The 19,362-nt window shown below is 62.1% G+C and carries 12 protein-coding genes; 1 reads left to right on the top strand and 11 read right to left on the bottom strand.

Annotated elements, in window-relative coordinates:
• Positions 1–131 precede the first annotated feature (131 nt).
• The 7 genes from H3T89_RS04970 to H3T89_RS04940 form a co-directional block, all read right to left on the bottom strand.
• Positions 132–1,013: a carbohydrate ABC transporter permease gene (locus H3T89_RS04970; RefSeq protein WP_015021245.1), complete on the bottom strand. Its 882-nt coding sequence runs from the start codon at positions 1,011–1,013 to the stop codon at positions 132–134.
• Entirely contained in the window at positions 1,010–1,960 is a 951-nt protein-coding gene (locus H3T89_RS04965) for a carbohydrate ABC transporter permease (protein ID WP_198203579.1), read from the bottom strand. The genes H3T89_RS04970 and H3T89_RS04965 overlap by 4 nt, the downstream gene beginning before the upstream one ends.
• Before the next feature lie 112 nt (positions 1,961–2,072).
• Complete coding sequence (locus H3T89_RS04960) at positions 2,073–3,392, bottom strand: ABC transporter substrate-binding protein (RefSeq protein ID WP_015021243.1); 1,320 nt, start codon at positions 3,390–3,392, stop codon at positions 2,073–2,075.
• 229 nt (positions 3,393–3,621) lie between these two features.
• Positions 3,622–4,614, bottom strand: a complete 993-nt coding sequence (locus tag H3T89_RS04955) for a glycoside hydrolase family 43 protein (protein WP_198216517.1) — start codon at positions 4,612–4,614, stop codon at positions 3,622–3,624.
• Positions 4,615–4,752: 138 nt separating this feature from the next.
• A complete protein-coding gene (locus H3T89_RS04950) occupies positions 4,753–7,593 on the bottom strand; it encodes a family 43 glycosylhydrolase (protein ID WP_198216392.1) in 2,841 nt (946 codons plus the stop codon).
• A gap of 157 nt (positions 7,594–7,750) precedes the next feature.
• Positions 7,751–8,833 (bottom strand): LacI family DNA-binding transcriptional regulator, encoded by a 1,083-nt coding sequence (locus H3T89_RS04945; RefSeq protein WP_110416742.1) that lies wholly within the window; start codon positions 8,831–8,833, stop codon positions 7,751–7,753.
• Positions 8,830–11,001: a family 43 glycosylhydrolase gene (locus H3T89_RS04940; protein ID WP_198216391.1), complete on the bottom strand. Its 2,172-nt coding sequence runs from the start codon at positions 10,999–11,001 to the stop codon at positions 8,830–8,832. The genes H3T89_RS04945 and H3T89_RS04940 overlap by 4 nt, the downstream gene beginning before the upstream one ends.
• A gap of 212 nt (positions 11,002–11,213) precedes the next feature.
• On the opposite strand from H3T89_RS04940, the gene H3T89_RS04935 reads away from it, so the two are divergent.
• Positions 11,214–12,788, top strand: coding sequence for a glycoside hydrolase family 43 protein (locus tag H3T89_RS04935; protein WP_232348472.1), 1,575 nt, complete (start codon positions 11,214–11,216; stop codon positions 12,786–12,788).
• Positions 12,789–12,794: 6 nt separating this feature from the next.
• Here H3T89_RS04935 and H3T89_RS04930 read toward each other — a convergent pair whose 3' ends face one another.
• The 4 genes from H3T89_RS04930 to H3T89_RS04915 all read right to left on the bottom strand — a co-directional run bounded on the left by H3T89_RS04930 (position 12,795) and on the right by H3T89_RS04915 (position 19,163).
• Positions 12,795–14,153 (bottom strand): glycoside hydrolase family 27 protein, encoded by a 1,359-nt coding sequence (locus H3T89_RS04930; protein WP_198216390.1) that lies wholly within the window; start codon positions 14,151–14,153, stop codon positions 12,795–12,797.
• 52 nt (positions 14,154–14,205) lie between these two features.
• Complete coding sequence (locus H3T89_RS04925) at positions 14,206–15,273, bottom strand: glycoside hydrolase family 43 protein (RefSeq protein ID WP_232348471.1); 1,068 nt, start codon at positions 15,271–15,273, stop codon at positions 14,206–14,208.
• A 192-nt stretch (positions 15,274–15,465) separates the two neighbouring features.
• Positions 15,466–17,295 (bottom strand): ABC transporter ATP-binding protein, encoded by a 1,830-nt coding sequence (locus tag H3T89_RS04920; protein ID WP_110416738.1) that lies wholly within the window; start codon positions 17,293–17,295, stop codon positions 15,466–15,468.
• A gap of 29 nt (positions 17,296–17,324) precedes the next feature.
• The gene (locus tag H3T89_RS04915) at positions 17,325–19,163 is read right to left on the bottom strand and encodes an ABC transporter ATP-binding protein (protein WP_110416737.1); all 1,839 of its coding nucleotides are present in this window, start codon (positions 19,161–19,163) and stop codon (positions 17,325–17,327) included.
• Between the last annotated feature and the right edge of the window lie 199 nt (positions 19,164–19,362).

Genomic DNA, 19,362 nt, shown 5'->3' with positions numbered 1-19,362 from the left:
CCAGTCTAAATCCAGAACGAACAAGGGGCCGACGGAGGTTGCTTATCCCCCGTCGGCCCCTTGGGCGCCAGTCAGAGAGGTCCATCCTCAAGGAACCCTGTACCTGGTGCCGATGATGACGGCCTCGTCGGTCACTTGATGCCCGTCATGGCGATGCCTTGCACGAAGCTCTTCTGAATGAAGAAGAAGATGATCAGCAGGGGCAGCGCCGAGATCAGGGCGCCCGCCATGACCACGCCGTAAGGCGTGACCGAGGAGCCATGGCCGGTCAGCATGGCCAGACCGGCGGTGATGGTCCTGGTCTCCGGGCGGCTGGTCATGATCAACGGCCAGAGCAGATCATTCCAGTTGCCCATGAAGTTGAACATGGTCACCACCAGCACCGAGGACTTGGCGTTGGGCAGGATGATCTGCCAGAAGATGCGGAACTCGCCGGCACCGTCGATGCGGGCCGCGTTGTCCAGATCCTTGGGCAGGGAGATGAAGAACTGACGCATCAGGAAGATGCCGCCCACATCAGCCAGCCTGGGGATGATGATGCCCCAGTAGGAGTTGACCAGCCCCATGCTTGCCAGCAGCTTGTAAACCGGGATCAGCAGGGCCATGCCAGGGATCATCATGGTGGCGATCAGGATTCCCAGCAGGAACCCGCGCCCCTTGAAGTCGATCCTGGAGAGCCCGTAGGCGGCCAGGGAGTCGAAGAAGACCGAGAAGACCGTCACAGCCCCGGCGAAGATCACCGTGTTCATCAGCTGCCTGCCGATAGGCATCCGCTGGAAGAGCGAGGTGTAGTTGTCCAGGGTGAATGAGGAAGGAATCACCTTGGGCGGCCAGGTCTGGGTCAGCTTGTTGGGCGTGAAGGAGGTGATCAGCACAATCAGCAAGGGGAAGATGATGATCACCGTCATCAGGATCAGCAGGAAGTAGGTCAGAACCCTGGCCACCATGTGTCGGGCATGGGCCCTCTTGAGCAACTTATCGTGCTCGATTGCGGTAGGAGTCGACTGGCTCATCCGATTTCCTCCTTCTCATGCTTGTTGTTCCAGACCAGCTGGATAATGCCGATGATCAGCGTCATGATCAGCAGGACATAGGACAGGGCCGATGCGTAGCCCATCTTGCCGTTGCCGAAGGCCTCGGTGTAGATGCGGTAGACGATGGTTTCCGTGGCGCGGTCGGGGCCTCCGGAGGTCAGAATGAAGACCTGGTCGAAGACCTGGAAGGATCCGATCAGCCCGAAGATGACCACATAGTTGAAGGTGGGCATCAACCCGGGCAGTGTGATGTGCAGGAAACGCTGCCAGGCGTTGGCCCCATCCAGTGAGGCCGCCTCGTACAGGTCCGGGTTGATCCCCTGCAGACCGGCCAGGAAGATGACCATGAAATAGCCGAAGTTCTTCCATACGGTGATGAAGATGATGGTGGCCAGGGCCGTGGACTTGGTTCCCAGCAGATCCATGTGCTGGATGCCGAAGAGCACCTTGCCCCAGTAGGGTATCAGACCCAGGGAGGGCGAGAGGAGGAAGCTCCAGGCGATGGACGCCACAGTCAGCGAAATGATGTAGGGCATGAACAGGCAGGTGCGGAAGAAGCCGACCCCCTTGATGTCCTTGCGGTTGAGCAACAGGGCGAAGGCCAGGGCCACGATGACCACCAGCGGCGCGTAGACGACCGCGTAGACGACCGTGTTGCGGAAGTCGGTCCAGAAGTCCGCGTTGGTGAAAAGCTCGGCGTAGTTGTGCAGACCGACGAAGATGCCCTTGCGGTTGATGCGGTCTGTAGTCAGCGAGGTGAAGAAGGTCTTGATGGTCGGGTAAAAAACGAAGACCGACAGGACGATCAGGGCCGGGGCTATGAAGCTCAGCCCGATTCGGATATTGCGCCTTGAAAGGGTTTTCTTGTTGTCCTTGATGACCGCGTCGGCGCCCTGCGCGGGTGGGATCCCAGTGGTAGTGGACATAAGTACTCCAAAGTGCCGCCCGGACGCCGGGCCCGGGCGACGGTCAGCCATGAGGGGACCGGCCGGCGGCACTACTGGCCGCCAAACCGGTTCCTCAGGGGTGGATGGTCAATCAGTCCTCAGCCTTGTACTCGTCCAGATACTTCTGGATCTTGTTGGAGGCTTTGGACAGCGAGGCGGAAATGTCATCGTTGGTACGAGCGGTGTTCTGAGTCACCGAATCCAGGGTGGCCGAGATATCCCCGAAGCCGCCCTTGAGGCCGGCGATGCCGATGTAGGAGTTGTCCGTGTTCTCGGAGACCTTGGCGATCAGGGGGCGCTTGGAGAGCTCTTCGGTGGTCACGGTCTTGTTGTTCGGCGGATAGGCGGAGCCCAGGGACCACATGACCTGGTTGTCATGATTGTTGTAGTACTTGAAGAAAGCGTAGATGCCCTTCTTCTTGGCCTCGTCCTTGACCTGCGAGGTGACCCACCAATACAGGCCGGTGGAACCGGTGTTGGAGCCCTTCCTGCCATCGGGATAGACATAGGTGCCGTCCCCGTTGGGCACGGGGAACAGATCGTGCTTGATGCCCTTGTCGGTGGCTGCCTGATCCTCCCAGGGGCCGACGATGACCATGGCCGACTGGCCCGACTCGAAGGATTCGCGTGCAGCGGTGTCATCCATGCCGGTCTTGGAGTAACCGCCCTTGTAGAACTCGCGCATCTTCTGCAGGAAGGCCTTGTTCTGCTCGGAGTTGATGGTGACCTTGCCCTTGGTGTCGTAAAGACCGGTGCCGTTGCCCTTCATGAAGGCCGCCCATCCGGAGTCGGACAGGGCCATGCCGTACTGGGAACCATCACCCTTGGTCAGCTTCTTGGCCACATCCAGGAGCTGGTCCCAGGTCTTGGGATAGTCCTGCTCGGTCAGGCCAGCGGCCTTCCACATATCGGTGTTGTACCAGACGGTGGAGGGCGCGTAGCCCATGGGGACCGCGCACTGCTGCTTCTTGCCGTCAATGGTGAACTCGGTCTGCTTGGTGACGTTGGGCAGGTAGTTCTTGGTCTCGTTGGAGGGATCGTCATAGAAGTCCTGCACGCACTGGAAGGTGCCGTCGATGGACCAGCCCTGGCCGTTGTCGGCACCGGTGGTGACGAAGTCGGGGCCGTCACCCGAGGTGACCTTGGTGACCATGGTCTCGCCGATGGTGCTCCAGGGCTGAAGCTGGGCATCGATGTGGTACTGCTTCTGGGACTTGTTGAAGTTCTCGACGATCTTCTTCAAAGTCTTGCCATCAGCCTCGGAGAATCCGTGCCACATGACGATGTTGGTGACGCCGTCCTTGCCCTTGGCATCCTTGCCTCCACTGCCGGAACCGCAGGCCGAGAGCCCTACGGTGCTGAGCGTGGCGAGCGCGATTGCGGCTACCGCAGCCTTTCTGATTGCCTTCATTGTCTCTGTCCTTTCGACATCAAGCAACGGTTACAAAGGAACCGATGGCGGCCGGAACAGCCATGTCCTGCCCATCTGGTCCAATGGCTTGCATCGCTTGGTCACGCTCCCAGATACGTGAACGTAGCCCACGCCTTTGTAAACCGACATCTTTCTAACGTTGCAAATTATATAATACTCGCTTCTCCAACGATGTACAAGCGTGTCGGGCATGGCCCGGCAATGCCGCTCAATGACTACCGTCGGGAGGCAGGATCTGACGACTTGTCGGGGTCCACCGATCGTCAGGCAAAGGCCGCCCGAAGTCCGGGCCATGGTCGGTCCAAGTGACCAGCCCCACCCTGGCATGACGGTTGGGATCAAAGAGGGGGTCCCCCTCGATCTGGGTGTAGTTGCGGGCATGGTAGACAATCAGATCCTGGCTGCCGTCCTCGCTGACTGTGAAGCAGTTGTGGCCGGGCCCGTACTGATGGTTCTCCTCTGCCGTTTTGAAGACGGGATGGTCACTCTTGATCCAGGAGGCCGGATCCAGCAGGTCGGCCTCCTCACGGGCGGTCAGCATGCCCACCGCATAAGGGACCCCGGTGCCCGATGCCGAGTAGGTCAGGTAGACCATACCCTGGTGAAGCAGGACAGCCGGCCCCTCGTTGACCTTGAAATCAATGCATTCCCAGTCGTATTCGGGCTTGGAGAGCAGGACGGGATTGGTGGCCAGGGTCCAGGGGTTGGCCATGCGGGCGATGTAGAGATTGGAATTGCCCTCGATGGCCGGATCCTTCTGGGCCCAAATCAGGTACTGGCTGCCCCCGATCACCGCTGTAGTGGCATCCAGGGAGAAGGAATCGATCGGGGTGTGGATCTGCCCCTTCTCGGTCCACTCGCCATCCATGGGATCTTCGCCGGTATTCTCCAGTACGTACATGCGGTGGGTGGGCAGATCAGCAGAACCGAAGTCCTGCTCGGCTGCCGCGAAGTAGATGTACCAGGCCCCGTTGATCCGGTGGAGTTCAGGTGCCCAGATGTACTTGCTCATGGGGCCGGACTCGTGCTTGCGCCAGATGGTGTGCTCAGGTGCGGCCTGCAGGTCGTTCAGCCTGGCGGCGGCACGCAGGATGATCCTGTCATAGGCCGGGTAGGAGGCGGTGAAATAGTAGAGGCCCTTGTGCCTGATGACCCAAGGATCGGCCCTCTGGAGTACCAGGGGATTGTGGTATGCGCTCATCATGTGTTCCTATCACGAAGACGAAGGTACTGGTCTGTACGACCAATATACAACGTTGAATATTATTGGACGGCTCACCATCCGCCGGGGCGATCGAAGGCGAAGGCGGAGGGCGGCTTCGGCAGCGCCCGTTCGGGTTCAGCCCCGGGCTCGGCGAATTGCAGTGAAGACCAGTGCTCCCAGACCCAATACAAGGGCCGCAGATGCGGCCGCGACGGGAGCCGACAGGGCCGATCCAGTCGAGGGCAGGCGACCGGCCTTGCCTTCCTTGCCGGACCGGCCTGCGGGTTCACGAGTGGAGTTCGAGGCGGGAACAGTCGCATGACCGTTGCCACTGTCGACTTCCTCCTGAACCTTGGCATCGGTCAGGGGACGCGAACCCCAGATGGCCGCGGCGCCTGCCGTCTTGGAGACATCGGCACCGGCATCGGTGAAGACATCGCCGCCCAGCCCTGAGAAGAAGACGACCGGATGGCCTTGCTCATCAAGCTGTCGGCCCAGTCTGGCCCGATAGAGACCATGCAACAGAGTGCCCGGATCCGCCGAGTCCACCTTGATGGTCAGATCGCCGCCGGTCGCCGTCCAGGAGCCCTGCACCTGGCCGCCCAGCCGACCGTCGGTCAGCAGACTCACTGACACCGACCGGTAGATGGCCGGACTGGACAAGCCAGATCCCGCATAGTAGTGGACAGGGTCATGAACCACCACCTGGTAGTCGCCGACCACCTGGCTGGAGGAGACCCTGCCCACCGAATCCCGGTATTCGAAGGGCGTCATGACCAACCAGCCGTCAGAGGTCTGCACCATCTGCTTGACCCGGACCTGGTGCTCTTCAAGATTGCCCTCAGCGCGCACGAAGCGAGTGTGGTAGACGTTGAAGACGAGATCTTCGTCAATCAAAAGTGCGTTGCCCCCCTGGGAGGTCAGCACCTGGTCCTGTCCGGGCTGGGCGAGGGAGGAGTCGATCCGCAGACCCCGGTTGGCATCCAGATCATTCATTTCACGCGCGTAGACGGCCGGCTTGCCATTCTGGTCCAGGTAGGGGCCGGTAATGGAACGGGAGCGGAATTCCCGCATCTGATAGCCCCCGGTCTGCCCCAGTCCGCCGTAAGAAAGCATCAGATACCACCAGTCGCCCTGATGGACCAGGGCGGTTCCTTCGCCTGAGTTGCCGAAGCCTCCGGCGAGTTTGTGCCCGTAGTAGGCGTCGGACTGGTTGGCCTGGGTGGGGTAGGTGGTGGAATAGTCGCGCAGCCCGGTCTTGGGATCCAGGCGGATCATCCAGATGCCGCCGAACCAGGAGCCGAAGCTCATCCACAGGCCCCCCTGCCCGTCATCCTTGACACAGGCGTCAATCGCATTGATACCCGTATCCGTGAGGCTGGCATATCGCGACAGATCGGCATTGGGGCCCAGCACCTTGGGAACGTCGGTCGCCGCCACGTTGGACTTCTGGAAACCGGAGTAGACCACCGGGCCCACCAGGCTCCAGTCCCCCTCGATGTCGTCGGCGGTCAGCAGGACGATGACCGACTTCTGGAAGGGGAATCCTCCCCCGTTCAGGCTCAGGTACATGCACCACTTCTTCATGGTGGCGTTGTAGTAGACCTCGGGCGCCCACATGTTGCCGGTCACATCCGGATTGGAGGACTGCTTGGGCCATGCCTTCCAGATGGGATCCAGAATGCGCTGGTAATCCCAGCTCAGATTGTTGGTGAAGGGCTCCCAATGCTTGAGGTCGGTGCTGCGGGCCCAGGCCCGGTGGGAGCCGAAGATGTAGTAGCGCCCACCGGCCTTGACCACGGAAGGGTCATGCACGGAGACGCGCGAGTAGGCATTCTGACCGTCCTTGGAGGTGCCCCTGACAATAAGCCGATAGTCCTGCTGGATGGCCTCAGCGTCCAGGGAGGGCCCCGAGGCCTTGCTCGCCTGCAGCCGGGCCGTCAGCGTAACGGGGACATCCCGCTTGCCGCGGACCACATGGGCCATGCCGGTGGCTGCATCGACACTGACTGTTCCGGGAGCCGAAGAGGTCCACACCACTGAGGCAACAGTAGTTGAGACCGGCAGGTTGAAATCACCGTCCACAGCGGCTGGGACCGCCAGCGATGTGGCCTGCTGGTCAATCAGCTCGCCCAGGTCCTCCGAGGGCAGCGTGGCAGCGATCTGATCGGCATCCAGGGCCTGCGGGTAGACGGCGAATGACTGTACTGCGCCATGGAAGAGCGCGTCGCCTATGCCAGGGTATCGGGACTGGCCGATTACGTTGTGATGGTGGTCGCCAAAGGCGGCTGGATTGACCGTGGCCTTGCCCTCAGCCACCTGCAGACCGTTGATATAGAGCCGGACCATGTTGTCCTTGCCATCGATGGTGGCCGTCAGCGTGGAGAAGCGGTTGTCGGGCAGGTCCTTGGATGCCGGCAGATAGGTCTCACCCTGGCCGTTGGCCTTGGAAGTGATGGAGGTGTACAGGGAGGTGTGGGTGGAGGCGGTCCAGGAGCCGACAGCCCGCTGGCCGGTCCCCCCTAGTGACCAGAGATAGGTCCAGGGGCCTGAGGCATTGAATCGGTCGTTGCGCACGCGGATGGACACCGTGGCGCTGGCGTGTCCGCTCAGTATGCCATCAGGAAGCTTGACATAGGTGGATCCATCGAGCAGGAGCGCATCGTCGGCCTTGACCGCCCCGGCCGGCCGACCATCGGCGTCCAGGATGCGGGCCGGGCCAAAGGATGAGCCTGAGACGGTATTTTTTGCCTCCCTGGCTTCTGGGGCAAGAGCTGAAAAATCATAGCCAAGCAGGGGCTGCGGCTGACTGGTCGGCATCGTGGCTGTGGCTCCGCCGCCGGCTTGGGACTGATCCGCCCAGGCTGGAGATGCAACTGTACCGCCCGCCAGTATCATGCCCATGCCCACGAGGGCCGCCGCTGCAACCCCTCCTCGGCTTCGTCGTCCCGCGTCTGATGACGATTGATGACGCATGCTCACACCTTTCCATATCGGCATCGAAGCGACCTCGCTCCGACCGGCAGGCCTCCGTGGTCCGCCGATGCTGCCTCAAATTATTCGAAATCTTCTTCAGTATATTACAACGTTAGAAATCAAGAAACCCAGAGAACCCGAAAAAGAACGTCAGCACTCAGACGGCGATTTCGTTTCCAGGCAAGGCACGGGTTGATTTACGGACCACCAGCGAGGAGGACACCTTCCGGAAGACGTGCTGGCCTTCCTTGGTGTTCAGCGGACGCACCCCATTGATTCTGTCCTTGAGGACCCGGACGGAGAGCCTTGCCACGGCCTTGAGCCCGGGCGAGATGCTGGTCAGCGAAGGCGACAGATACTGGGAATCGTCCGAATTGTCGAAGCCGATGACCGAGATGTCGTCCGGCACCGACATACCGTGCATTTGTATGGAATGCAGAACCCCTGCCGCCAGCATGTCATTCAGGGCCACCACCCCGTCGGGGACGATGCCTTGGTCCAGCAGGGAGTTCATGGCATTGACCCCGTCGATACGGTGCCACATGCGCGATGGGGCTACCAACCGGGGATCGTAGTCCAGGCCTGCCTCCTCCAAACCCTGCCTGTACCCCTCCAGGCGAAGAGCGGCCGACCCCAGCTTTTCGCCAGGGTGGGTGCCGATGACCGCCACACGACGGCAGCCGGTATTGATCAGATAGGCGGTGGCGTGCTTGGCACCCTCCACATTCTCCGTGGCCACATGATCAAATTGATCGCTGAAGATCCGCTCCCCCACGACCACCAGGGGGTAGTCCACCCGCAGCTGGTCCAGGTCTTCCATGCCCAGCTCCAGTGGGCTGTAGATGAGGCCGTCGATCATGGACCGCTGGGAGCCGTGCAGGGACTCAATTTCACCCTCACGTGAGTAGAGGGTGGGCTCCACCAGCACCCTCATGCCCAGTTTCTTGGCCTCCTCGATGACCAGGGAAGAGAGCTGAGCGAAGTAGGGCATGGTCAGATCAGGTATGGCCAGGGAGATCATTCCCGTGTAGCCCAGCCTCAGATTTCTGGCCGGTACGTTGACCCGGTAGCCCAGCTCCTCTATGGCCTTATTGACCCTGCCCCTGGTGGCCTCGGAAACGAATTCGTAATCATTGACCACGTTGGAAACGGTTTTGACCGACACTCCTGCAGCCTGGGCCACATCCTTCATGGTCGGGGTGGAACCACGTCCGGTGCCCGGGGAAGCGGCTAAACTCATAAGACCCTGACCTCCAAGGTTACCGTGGCGCGGGTGGGGTCGAGCTCCTCACCCGTTTGCATATCCAATACGGGCATCCCCTCAGCAGACCAATGTACCCGCCGTACCTGACTGTCGCGGCCGAGGTAACGGTCCTGGTCATGCTCGGCATTATGGAAGACGTAGATCATGGTGCCGTCCTCGTCCTGGGACCACATGCCGTGGCCGGTGCCCAGCTGCCAGTGACCATTGTACTTCCCGGACTTCTGCAATGGGTAGTCCAGTTTCTTCCACACACCGGGATCGCATAGATCGGCACCGACTCCGGCCGGTGCAGTTACCAGTCCAGTGGTGTAGTCGATGCCCACCAGGGAGCCGGAATAGATCAGGAAGATCCGGCCGTCATGAACCACGGCGTTGGGCCCTTCGGCAATCATGTTATCCCATGCGAACTCGGGGACGATGATCTGGCGCGGCGTGCTGGTCAGACGGTCGGGGCGGGCCGGGTCGAAGGCGGCGATCCAGACCGAACCCAGCTGCTGCCAGGCGTAATACCAGCGGCCGGTATCATGCAGGACCGTCATGTCCAGGCTGATGCGCTGGATGGGGTTGAGAGGGGTGCCTTCAGCCCGCAGGATGGGTCGGGGCCTGTCCCAGTTCTCAGGCCGGCGAGGGTCCAGATCCCGGCCCTGGTCGTCGCGGCGCAACTGCATGATGTGGCAGCAGCCCGTCCACATGTCCGGTTTTCCAGCCCGATCGTTGGCAGTCCCGTCCGGGTTGGTCTGCGGACCATCGAAGCAAGGCATGAAGAGGATGGAGAGCCTGCCGCCAATCAGGTGAATCTCCGGAGCCCAGAAGCAGCCGGTCATGACCCGGCCCTCGCTGTTGCGATCGCCCCTGCGCAGCAGGTCCACTTCCTTTTCATGGCCCCCGGCCTGATCGCTCAGACCCTCGATCGTGTCAGCAACCCGCAGAGGCATGTGCGTGTGCCCGTTCAAGGGGTCGACACAATTGCCATCCGCATCCTCGGTGGCGATGAACATGAACAGGCGCTCGCCCCTCCAGGACCAGCGGAAAATGGAGGGATCGGCACGCTGCCGGGCGAAGGGTACAGGGTAGGCCGTCTGCCGGACCCGTCCGCCGATCAGCCTGGTCGCTCCAGGATTCAGACGACCCTGCGCCAGGTCACCGGCCAGACGATCCAACTGGCCCTGGTCCCAGTCCACCCCGCGCAAGGCGGTGGACCCGTCGCTGTAGAGGAGCCGCGCCTGGGCCTGCCGGACCGACTCCAGGCCGTCGCCCCGACGGACCTGAACCGAATCCACCTTCACGCCGGTGTTGTAGATGCGGCCGAAGCGTTCCAGCAGGCCACGCTCGCAATCGGCGCTGACCGACACGACGTTGCCAGCCAGAATGCCCTTCATGCCGCAGTCCTCCTCCAGGGCGCGCCGCCGATCCAGGGGCAGGGGGTCGCCCTGGGCCAGGGGAGCGTCATCCTCCAGGACCTTCATGCCGGTCACTGTGCCCATCCGCGTCGGGTCATCCGCCGTGGCCGTGCACAGCCGCCCGCGGTCGTCGTCCCAGTAAAGCCGGCAGCCCTGGCCATCGTCCAGAAGCCGCGCCCTGGGCCGGTGGACACCATGAGCGCCCAGGATATGGACCTGCGGCAGTCGTCTATAGGTCAACAGATCCGGCGAAAGAGCCATCAGGAAGGAGTCAGCCTGGGAGCCGTCCTGCTGACCGCCCCTGGCCACCCTGGTGGCCAGAATGACGAAGGTACCGTCTCTCAGAGGCAGCAGGAACGGGTCGATCAGACTCTTAAGGATCAGATCCTGCCCTGGTACCACCGCAAGTTCCTGGGCCGCCTGCGATGCCTGGTGAGCGTCCAGTCCAGGATTGTGTTCGCCCTCTTGCGGTGCCTCCTCGCCTGGCAGGGCGGCCCCGGCCGTGCAGGCCCCGCGGGCACTATCCGGCACTGCCTTGGTGGGTACAGCCGCAGCGAAGAAGATGCCATAGTCGCCGTTCAGGGGTTCCCAATGGCCATTCGCCCGCGAGCGCAGCGCCAGGTGCATGCTCAGGGCGATATCCTCGTTGTTGGCCTCCTGCCGATCAGTGGGATGCCGGGTGTAGCACATGAGTGCAACCCCATCCCCGAAATCTCGTCCACCGTCCAGAGCATCCTCACCCATGACGATTCCTTCCATCCGGCTTGCCGGCTTCAACGCCGACGACTATCGTTTCTAACGATAGAAATTATACATGGAGATCAGTCCCCCGACGCCCGACGCCCGCATGGATGAGGCCGGGTTGTTCGCTCATTCGAACCGAGCCGCAAGGTCGGCCATACGCCGCGGGTCGTCATCGATGTCGATCGGACTGCCTCCACGGAAAGCGAGGAACCATGAGAAGACCCAAACGCACCGGACGGGCCATGAAGGCCCTGACTGCCCTGACGGCGGGTCTGGCGGTGCTGCTGACAGGAGCGCTGGGCGCCTGCTCTAACCAGCAGCCATCGGCCAGCGGCACAAATGCCGCCACCCAGGAGCCCAAGCGCGTCTCGGTCCACGACCCCTCCGTGGTTCGCTCAGGCAAGAACTACTACGTCTTCGGCTCGCATCGGGCCTATGCCCGCAGTACCGACCTGGTCAACTGGACCCCCTTCACCAACAATCTGAGCCGCGATTACAAGAAGATCTTTGCACAGATATGGAAGGACTGGCCCAAGCAGTCCTCCAATCCGGATGTGACCGGCAACATGTGGGCGCCCGACGTCTATTACAACGCCACCATGAAGAAGTGGTGCATGTACCTGAGCCTGAACGGGGCAGAGCATCGTTCGGTCATCGTCCTGCTGACCGCCGACCGGGTGGACGGCGATTGGACTTATGTGGGACCAGTGGTCTACTCCGGCTTCACCCGGGCCAATTACATGAGCACCGACGTTCCCAAGGTGCTGGGCTCTGACCCGAAGCTGGACCGCTACCAGTCCTACACGGATACGGGTATCAATGCGATTGACGCCTGTGTCAAGGATGACGGGCAGGGTGGCCTGTGGATGAGCTTCGGCTCCTGGTTCGGCGGCATCTGGATGATCCGCCTGGACCCCAAGACCGGGCTGCGCGACTACTCCACCACCTACCCCACCCAGACCAACCAGTCCGACGCCTACTACGGGCACAAACTCGCCGGAGGCTTCGGCAACTCAGGCGAAGGATCGGCGCTGCTGCACACCAACGGCCACTGGTACCTCTTCCTCTCCTATGGCAAGCTGGTGCAGACCGGCGGCTACCAGATGCGGATGTTCCGCTCGGACTCCATTACCGGCCCCTACCTGGACCAGCAGGGCAACCCGGCCATCGCCACCAGCGGCGAGGCCGACAACTGGACCAGCAAGACAGGCATCCGCCTGATGGGTTCCTACCAGTGGAGCGGGGACAAGAAGAGCGACATCGAGGTCTCGCAGGGCGGGAACACGGCCCTGCATGACAAGGACGGCCGGGACTACGTGGTCTACCACACCAGATTCTCCGACCGCAAGGAGGAGCATCAGATCCGGGTCCGGCAGCTGATGCCCACAGCGGACGGGTGGCTGGTGGCTGCCCCCTATGAGTATCTGGGCACCAAGGCCGGCGGCCCCGCCAAGGACGAGGCCGGCACCTATGAGCTGGTGGAGCATGATCCGACCATCTTCTTCAAGGGGCCGCGCAAGGTGACCGACACTCACAGCACCCGATACCGGGGCGTGGTCAAGGCCGTGGACATCCGACTGGAGCCCGGCGGCCAGGTGACCGGAGCGCGACAGGGCCACTGGCAGGTCGACGACCAGGGACGGCTGTCCATGGACCTCAAGGAGGAGGACGGGACCGTGACCTACCAGGGGGTCTTCGCCCGGCTACCCAGGGACAAGGATCACCGGACGGTCATGACCTTCAGCGCCCTGGGCGACAACGTCTGCATCTGGGGTTCCAAGCGCTGAGCAGTCTCAGCGGGGATCCAGCGCCACCCAGACCACGCCGTGTGCGGGCACAAGGGCCACCAGCTCCCGATCGACACCCTGTCCTTCCAGGCTGATCTGGGCAGGCTCGGTGGTTCGGTCCCGCCACAAATCGACCGGGGTCCAGGTCCCGTCCGCCTTATCCAGTCCCACCAGGGAGGACAGGGCCGTCCTGATCCGCCGGGGGCGATCCCCGGTCCAGAAGACAGCCGCATAGACCCCGTCGGCATGGGCCGAGGGGGTTCCGTCAGCCCAGTCGCTGGCCAGAGCCCTCCAGACGATCTCCTCGCCTAAGACCTTCTTGTCTTGGCCGTCCCCGCCCTCGACCGGCTCCCGGATGATCTCACCGTTGTCGGCCGAGCCGGCGGTAACCTCCTGCAGGACCGGGTTGTCCAGCAGCGACAGAGTGGCCTCATCGCTGCTGGGAAGGTCGCCGCCCACCATAAGCGGCGAACGCCCCATGGCCCATAAGGTCAGCATGGTGCGCTGCTCGTCGGCTGTCAGAAGGCTGGACCGGTCCCCGCCCCGCTCGGCCCGCAGGCCGATATGCCCCAGGGGCAGCATGTCCGCATCAGCCCAGTGACCTGTGCGCTGCAGGGGAGCCCAGCGGGCCAGACGGGCGAACTGGGCATAAAGATCCTGCCAACGATCCCAGAGATCGTCCGAAATCCGCCAGAGCTGAGCATGATCCTGGAGGAAACCAAGGTGGGTGGTGGGCACCCGGGTGCCCGGGGACAGAGAGAGGGTCATGGAATGCCCATGGGCCTGCTCGGCCTTGCGGATGGCCCGGGCATAGGCGTCGATTTCACGGTCCATGAAGGGGGCCTGCATATCGTCCACTTTCAGGTAGTCCACTCCCCAACGGGCAAACTGGTCAACCTGGGCGTCGTACCAGGCCTGGGCTCCCGGATGGGACTGGTCCAGGCCGTAATTGTCGGGGTTCCAGGCACAGACGTGGGTGGTGTCAGCCACCTGGGCGGCTGTATAAGAGGTGCCGAGGACGGGCAGGTTCCGCTCGACCGCCAGCCTGGGGATACCCCGCATGACGTGGATGCCGAAGCGCAACCCCAGATCGTGGATTCGAGCGGCCAGAGGGGCAAACCCCTGACCCTCGGCCGCCAATGGGAACCGGACCGGATCCGGCAGCTGCCGGCCGTAGTCGTCCAGGACCAGAGGCGCCTTGGCATTGTAGCCATGGGCCCTGGCGGTCGGGTCGTACCAGGCGATGTCTATGACAACCGTATCCCAGCCCACCGGAAGCAACCTATCGCGCATGACCTGTGCGTTGTCCAGCACCTCCTGCTCAGTGACGGTGGTCCCGTAGCTGTCCCAGCTATTCCACCCCATAGGTGGTCTCCAGGCCTTGTCCATATCTTGCTCCTTTCCCAGTTCTTTTGCTTCAGTTCTGCTGCGCCAGAGGGCGCAGACGTTCGTATTCCTGCCGGGTCAGGGACAGGACTCCGCCGTGCTTGGTATGGGGGCGCAGATGAAAGTCCTGCTCCCGGGCATAGTCGAACCCGGTGTCCGGATCGTCGCTGACCATGGGCCTGTAGCCCACTGAAGGAATCACATCCACCAGCAGATACCAACGGTTACGGGCATGGTCGGCATAGAGGGCCGGACCCTCTACACCCGAGGGGTTGCCATCGGCGCACCAGCCGGCGCCGATTCGCTCCTGGATGGTGGTCCACCGGGCCTGTGGCAGCCACCATCGAGGATTGTCGGTGCTGTCCAGCCAGATGCCCCTGCCAAAGCCGTTGTCCTTGGTGGCCCGGTAGGTGCGCAGGCCGCCCCCAGGCAGAGGGCACTGGACCATGGTGGTGTCGATGGCATTACGACCGGTATCGATAAGGACTCCCCCATAGCGGAAATGCTCCTGGCTGAAGTCGGTGGTCGAGCCCCAGAGCACCCGGTCGTAGGCCGACGGGTCGGCATGGTCAGGATCATCCCGGTCAAAGAGCTTGGATGACCAGTAGAGGACGAAGGCCCCCTGTCCCGGTCCCTCATAGTCGGGCACCCATAGGCACTCCGGCGCCCAGGCCATGCCCAGCGGGACCCTGCTGCCGTCCTGCTGCAAGGACACATCCAAGGGCCAGGGACCTGACCAATGGATCAGGTCGTCAGTGGACCAGATCATCAGCTTGGTGCTGCCATGGCGGGACCAGTGCTCCCAACCGCTACCCTGCGACTGATCGCCGCCGAACACCCGCAGATCGGTGGCCATGACATAGATCCGGCCGTTGCGCGGGTCACGCACCATGTAGGGATCCCGCAGACCGGTGGTGCCCAGGTTCGAGGTCAGCAGCGGCCTGCCCCCGTACAGCGGATCCCACTTCAGAGGGTCGTCACCCCGGGACAGGTCGAAGTAGAGGCGCTCGGCATACCCCTGGGGGTCTTCGATGAAGTGCACCATCAGATACCCGTAGGGGTCGGCTCCTTCGACGTCCTTATGAACCGTATTGCTCAAGGTCTGCTCCTTTGCCCTGGCTGCCGAACCTGTCGGCTTTGACTTGTCGCTACTGATTTTATAACGATGTAATTCTGCTAGCTAGAGACCAGAACCAGCACATAGGTCAGCCTGCTATTGGGCAGAGACAGCCGAATCCTGTCGAACCTGGTTATCCTGTCCTGCATCATCGCCAGGCTGTGCCGATTGCGCCTAATCGCCGTTGGCTGTGCGGATCATGGCGTACTGGGACTCGTGCAGCCGATAGTAGGCGCCCCTCTTGTCCAGGAGCTCCTGATGGGTGCCGTGCTCCACAATCTGCCCGTGATCGATATAGAAGATCTGGTCCGCATTCTCGATGGTGGACAGCCGGTGGGCGATGACGAAGGAGGTCCGCCCCTTGAGCAGATGGGCCAGTCCTGCCTGGAGGGCCTCCTCGGTGCGGGTGTCGATGCTGCTGGTCGCCTCGTCCAGGATCAGGATGCGGGGGTCGGCCAGCAGGACCCTGGCAAAGGCGATCAACTGCCGCTGACCGGCGGAGAGGGTGGATCCGCGCTCCTCGACCTTGGTATCGTAGCCGTCGGGCAGCTCCATGATGAACTCGTGGGCATGGACGGCCTTGGCGGCCTCTTCGATCTGCTGGTCGGTCGCATCCAGGCGGCCGTAACGGATGTTCTCGCGCACGTTGCCGGTGAAGATGAAAGTGTCCTGAAGCATGACCCCCATCTGCCGGCGCAGGGAGGCCAGGGTCACGTCGCGCACGTCATGCCCGTCCACGCAGACGCTGCCCTCGGTCACGTCGTAGAAGCGCGAGAGAAGGTTGACGATGGTGGTCTTGCCGGCGCCCGTGGGCCCTACCAGGGCGACCGTGCTGCCTGCCGGCACATGGAAGTCCACCAGGTTGAGGATGTTGCGGCCTCCGGGCTCGTACTTGAAGACCACGTCGTTGAAGTCCACCCTGCCCTTGATCGGTGGCAACTCTATGGCCCCGGGGCGGTCCTCAATCTCCGGGTGGACGTCCAGGGTCTCGAAGATGCGCTCCAGGTAGGCCGAGCAGGTAATCAGCTGGTTGTAGAAGTTGCCGATGTTGATGATGGGGTTCCAGAAGTTGTTGGCATAGCCGACGAAAGCGATCAACATGCCCGTGGTCACCTGCACGCCACCCAGGCCGGTGATCCCCAGATAGTAGATCAGTGCGATGGTGATGGTGGAGATGTTCTGCACTCCTGGCCACATCAGGTACTGGATGTGCACGGCCCGCATCCAGGCGCTGCGAACCTGGCCCTGCTGCTCCTGGAAGGTCTGGAACTGCTCGCGCTCCCTGACGAAGGTCTGCGTGGTCTTGACCCCTGCGATGGACTCATGGATGTAGGCGTTCAGATTGCTCTGCTTGTTGGACAGACGCTGGAAGGCCCGCCGCTGGAAGCGCTGGAGGACCAGCACGTAAAGCACCAGCAGGGGCATGAGGACCAGGGACCAGAGGGTCAGCCTCCAGTCGATGACGAACATGACCACCAGGGTCAGCAGGAAGGTGAAGATGTCCGCAATGACGTTGATCAGACCCGAGCTCAGGGTATCCGAGAGGGTGTTGACGTAGTTGACCACCCGAATCAGAATCTTGCCGTGGGGCCGGGAGTCGAAGTAGGAGAAGGGCAGGGTCTGGATGTGGGTGAAGAGGTCCCTGCGCATGTCCTTGAGCATGAGCTGGCCCACCTGGGTGATGGCCACGGTCCGGTAGCGCAGGAGGAGCTCATAGACCACGATTGCCAGCAGGAAGACCGCGCCCAGCGCGAAGAGCCGGACCGGATCCTTGGAAGGGATGACCGTGTCGATCATGGTCTTGGTCATGTAGGGAATGGCCACGGCGATGGCACTCATGGACAGGACCGCCGCCAGGATGATCACCCCCTGGCGCAGGTAGGGCTTCAGATAGGCCCCTATGCGCTTGATGTCACCGAAGTCGATCTGCTCTTCCAGGTCCTCGTCCTCGCGGAAGGTGTTCCTGCGAGCGGTGCCAGCCGAACGTTGCTCTTGCTGCTTCATCGTCTCACCTTGTCAAACCTGCTGATGTGTCAGAATCCTGCCGACTGTCCGGATTGCAGTCCCAACTGCTTGCGGTATATCCGGTAGTAGCGGCCGTGGGCGTGGACCAGATCCTCATGGGACCCGCGTTCCACGATCCTGCCGTGGTCCAGGACCAGGATCAGGTCGGAATCCTTGATGGAGGAGATTCTGTGGGCGATGGTGACCATGGTCCTGGTGCCCTCCATCTCCTGCAGATGCCGCTGGATGGTGGCCTCGGTTTCCATGTCGACAGCCGATGTGGTGTCGTCCATGATCAGGATGGCCGGGTCGTCAGCCAGGGCCCGTGCCAGGCTGAGCCGTTGCTTCTGTCCACCCGACAGGCCAACCCCGCGCTCGCCCACCACGGTGTCATAGCCCTCGGGCATCCGGTTGATGAATGAGTCAGCGCCGGCCATGGAGGCCATGGTCCTGACGTACTGCTCGTCGTCGCGGTGAGCTCCGAAGGCGATGTTGTCGCCGATGGTGTCCGAGAAGAGGAAGGTGTCCTGTGCCACGATGTTGACCTGCCGCCGCAGCAGGTCCAAAGGCCACTGCCTGGCGTCGATTCCATCGATGAGCACATGGCCCACGGTTGGGTCGTAGAAGCGGGCCACCAGGCTGACCAGGGTGGACTTGCCCGATCCGGTCTCCCCCAGTATTCCCAGCCGGGTGCCGGCCGCCACGTGGAAGTCGATGTCCTTGAGGATGGGGGTCTCCGGGTCGTCAGGGAAGGCGAAGCTGACATGGTCGAAACGGATGTCCCCGTGAATCCTGACCGGGTCACCGGTCTGCTCGCCGTTGACCTTGGCGCGGACCTTGGCCGCCTGGACCACACCGGCCTGGGCATTCTTGCGCTCGACGATCCTGGGCTCGGCCGTCAGCAGCCGACGGATCTTGACACAGGAGGCGTTGAAACGCTCCACATCGTTGATAAGCCAGCCGGACTGGCGCACCGGGCCGTCAATCATCCACAGGAAGCTGTTGAAGGAGACCAGGGCACCCAGGGTCATCTGCTGACGGATGACCAACCAGCCACCCAGAATCAGGGTAATCAGCTGGAGCATGTAGGAGCAGCCGTCCAGCCAGGGCATATAGGTGCGGCTGTTGCGGGCGGAGTCCATGTTGCGCTGCATATAGTCATCGTTATGCCGATCGAACTTCTCGGTCTCATAGGGCTCGCGGACGAAGGCCTTGACCACCCGGTTGCCCTCGATGTTCTCTTCGACCATGGAATTAAGGGATGCCAGGGAGTTGCGGATGGCATAGAAGAGCGGGTGGGCGTGCTTGGAAAGCTGCCAGGTGAAGTAGAAGAGGAACGGCGTCACGGCCAGCAGGGCCAGGGCCAGCCGCCATTCGATGGTGAACATGACGGCCAAGGAGCCGGCGAAGAGGCAGACGGCATCCAGGATGTTGTAGGAGACCCAGGAGACGAAGTGGCGGATGGCATCGGTGTCCGAGGTCATCCGGCTCATGATGTCGCCATTGCGGGTGTGATTGAAGTAGGTGAAGTCCATGTCGTGGAGCTTCTCGTACTCGTCGCTGACCAGTCGATAGATGGTGTTCTGACCGAAACGCTCCATGAACATCTGATAGCCGTAGCGGCAGACGCTGCGCCCGAGGGTGACGGCTATCATGGCGAAACAAAGCCTGGGCAGCCGGTCCTCGTGCCCCTGGCCGATGACCTGATCCACGATCATGCCCGCCAAAATGGGCATAAGCATGACCAGGACCTTATCCCCCGCAAAGAGCAGGAGGGCGGCGGCTATTCTACCGGCGTCCGGCCTGCAGTAGGGGAGAATCCATCGAAGGTTGTTGCTGTGCTGATTCTTCGCAGAATCGACATACATTGGAGGACACCCTCACGTTCCCTGTTGAACTTCTCTGATCTGGTCTCTTCTCATTGCCGTGACCGTCCGGGAGAGTGACTGACCGATGATGACGCCCGGCTATGTTCCCCGCCTCTGCAACGCCGCGCATGTCCGCCCTGGATTCGTCAAGCGTTGCCTATTTTATTGGAGCCCGGAGCAGATGCAACCCCGGATTCCG

The sequence above is a fragment of the Bifidobacterium sp. W8114 genome (genome assembly GCF_016101165.1).
GTDB classification, from domain to species: Bacteria; Actinomycetota; Actinomycetes; order Actinomycetales; family Bifidobacteriaceae; genus Bombiscardovia; species Bombiscardovia asteroides.
Note: the sequence above shows the minus strand (reverse complement) of the source record. Positions and strands in the feature narration are given on the sequence as shown.

Bases quoted from the DNA above. Each gene is read 5' to 3' on its own strand.
- H3T89_RS04965 (WP_198203579.1), bottom strand. From the start codon at position 1,960: ATGTCCACTACCACTGGGATCCCACCCGCGCAGGGCGCCGACGCGGTC.
- H3T89_RS04945 (WP_110416742.1), bottom strand. From the start codon at position 8,833: ATGAGTTTAGCCGCTTCCCCGGGCACCGGACGTGGTTCCACCCCGACC.
- H3T89_RS04960 (WP_015021243.1), bottom strand. From the start codon at position 3,392: ATGAAGGCAATCAGAAAGGCTGCGGTAGCCGCAATCGCGCTCGCCACG.
- H3T89_RS04970 (WP_015021245.1), bottom strand. From the start codon at position 1,013: ATGAGCCAGTCGACTCCTACCGCAATCGAGCACGATAAGTTGCTCAAG.
- H3T89_RS04955 (WP_198216517.1), bottom strand. From the start codon at position 4,614: ATGAGCGCATACCACAATCCCCTGGTACTCCAGAGGGCCGATCCTTGG.
- H3T89_RS04950 (WP_198216392.1), bottom strand. From the start codon at position 7,593: ATGCGTCATCAATCGTCATCAGACGCGGGACGACGAAGCCGAGGAGGG.
- H3T89_RS04930 (WP_198216390.1), bottom strand. From the start codon at position 14,153: ATGGGGTGGAATAGCTGGGACAGCTACGGGACCACCGTCACTGAGCAG.
- H3T89_RS04940 (WP_198216391.1), bottom strand. From the start codon at position 11,001: ATGGGTGAGGATGCTCTGGACGGTGGACGAGATTTCGGGGATGGGGTT.
- H3T89_RS04935 (WP_232348472.1), top strand. From the start codon at position 11,214: ATGAGAAGACCCAAACGCACCGGACGGGCCATGAAGGCCCTGACTGCC.
- H3T89_RS04915 (WP_110416737.1), bottom strand. From the start codon at position 19,163: ATGTATGTCGATTCTGCGAAGAATCAGCACAGCAACAACCTTCGATGG.
- H3T89_RS04920 (WP_110416738.1), bottom strand. From the start codon at position 17,295: ATGAAGCAGCAAGAGCAACGTTCGGCTGGCACCGCTCGCAGGAACACC.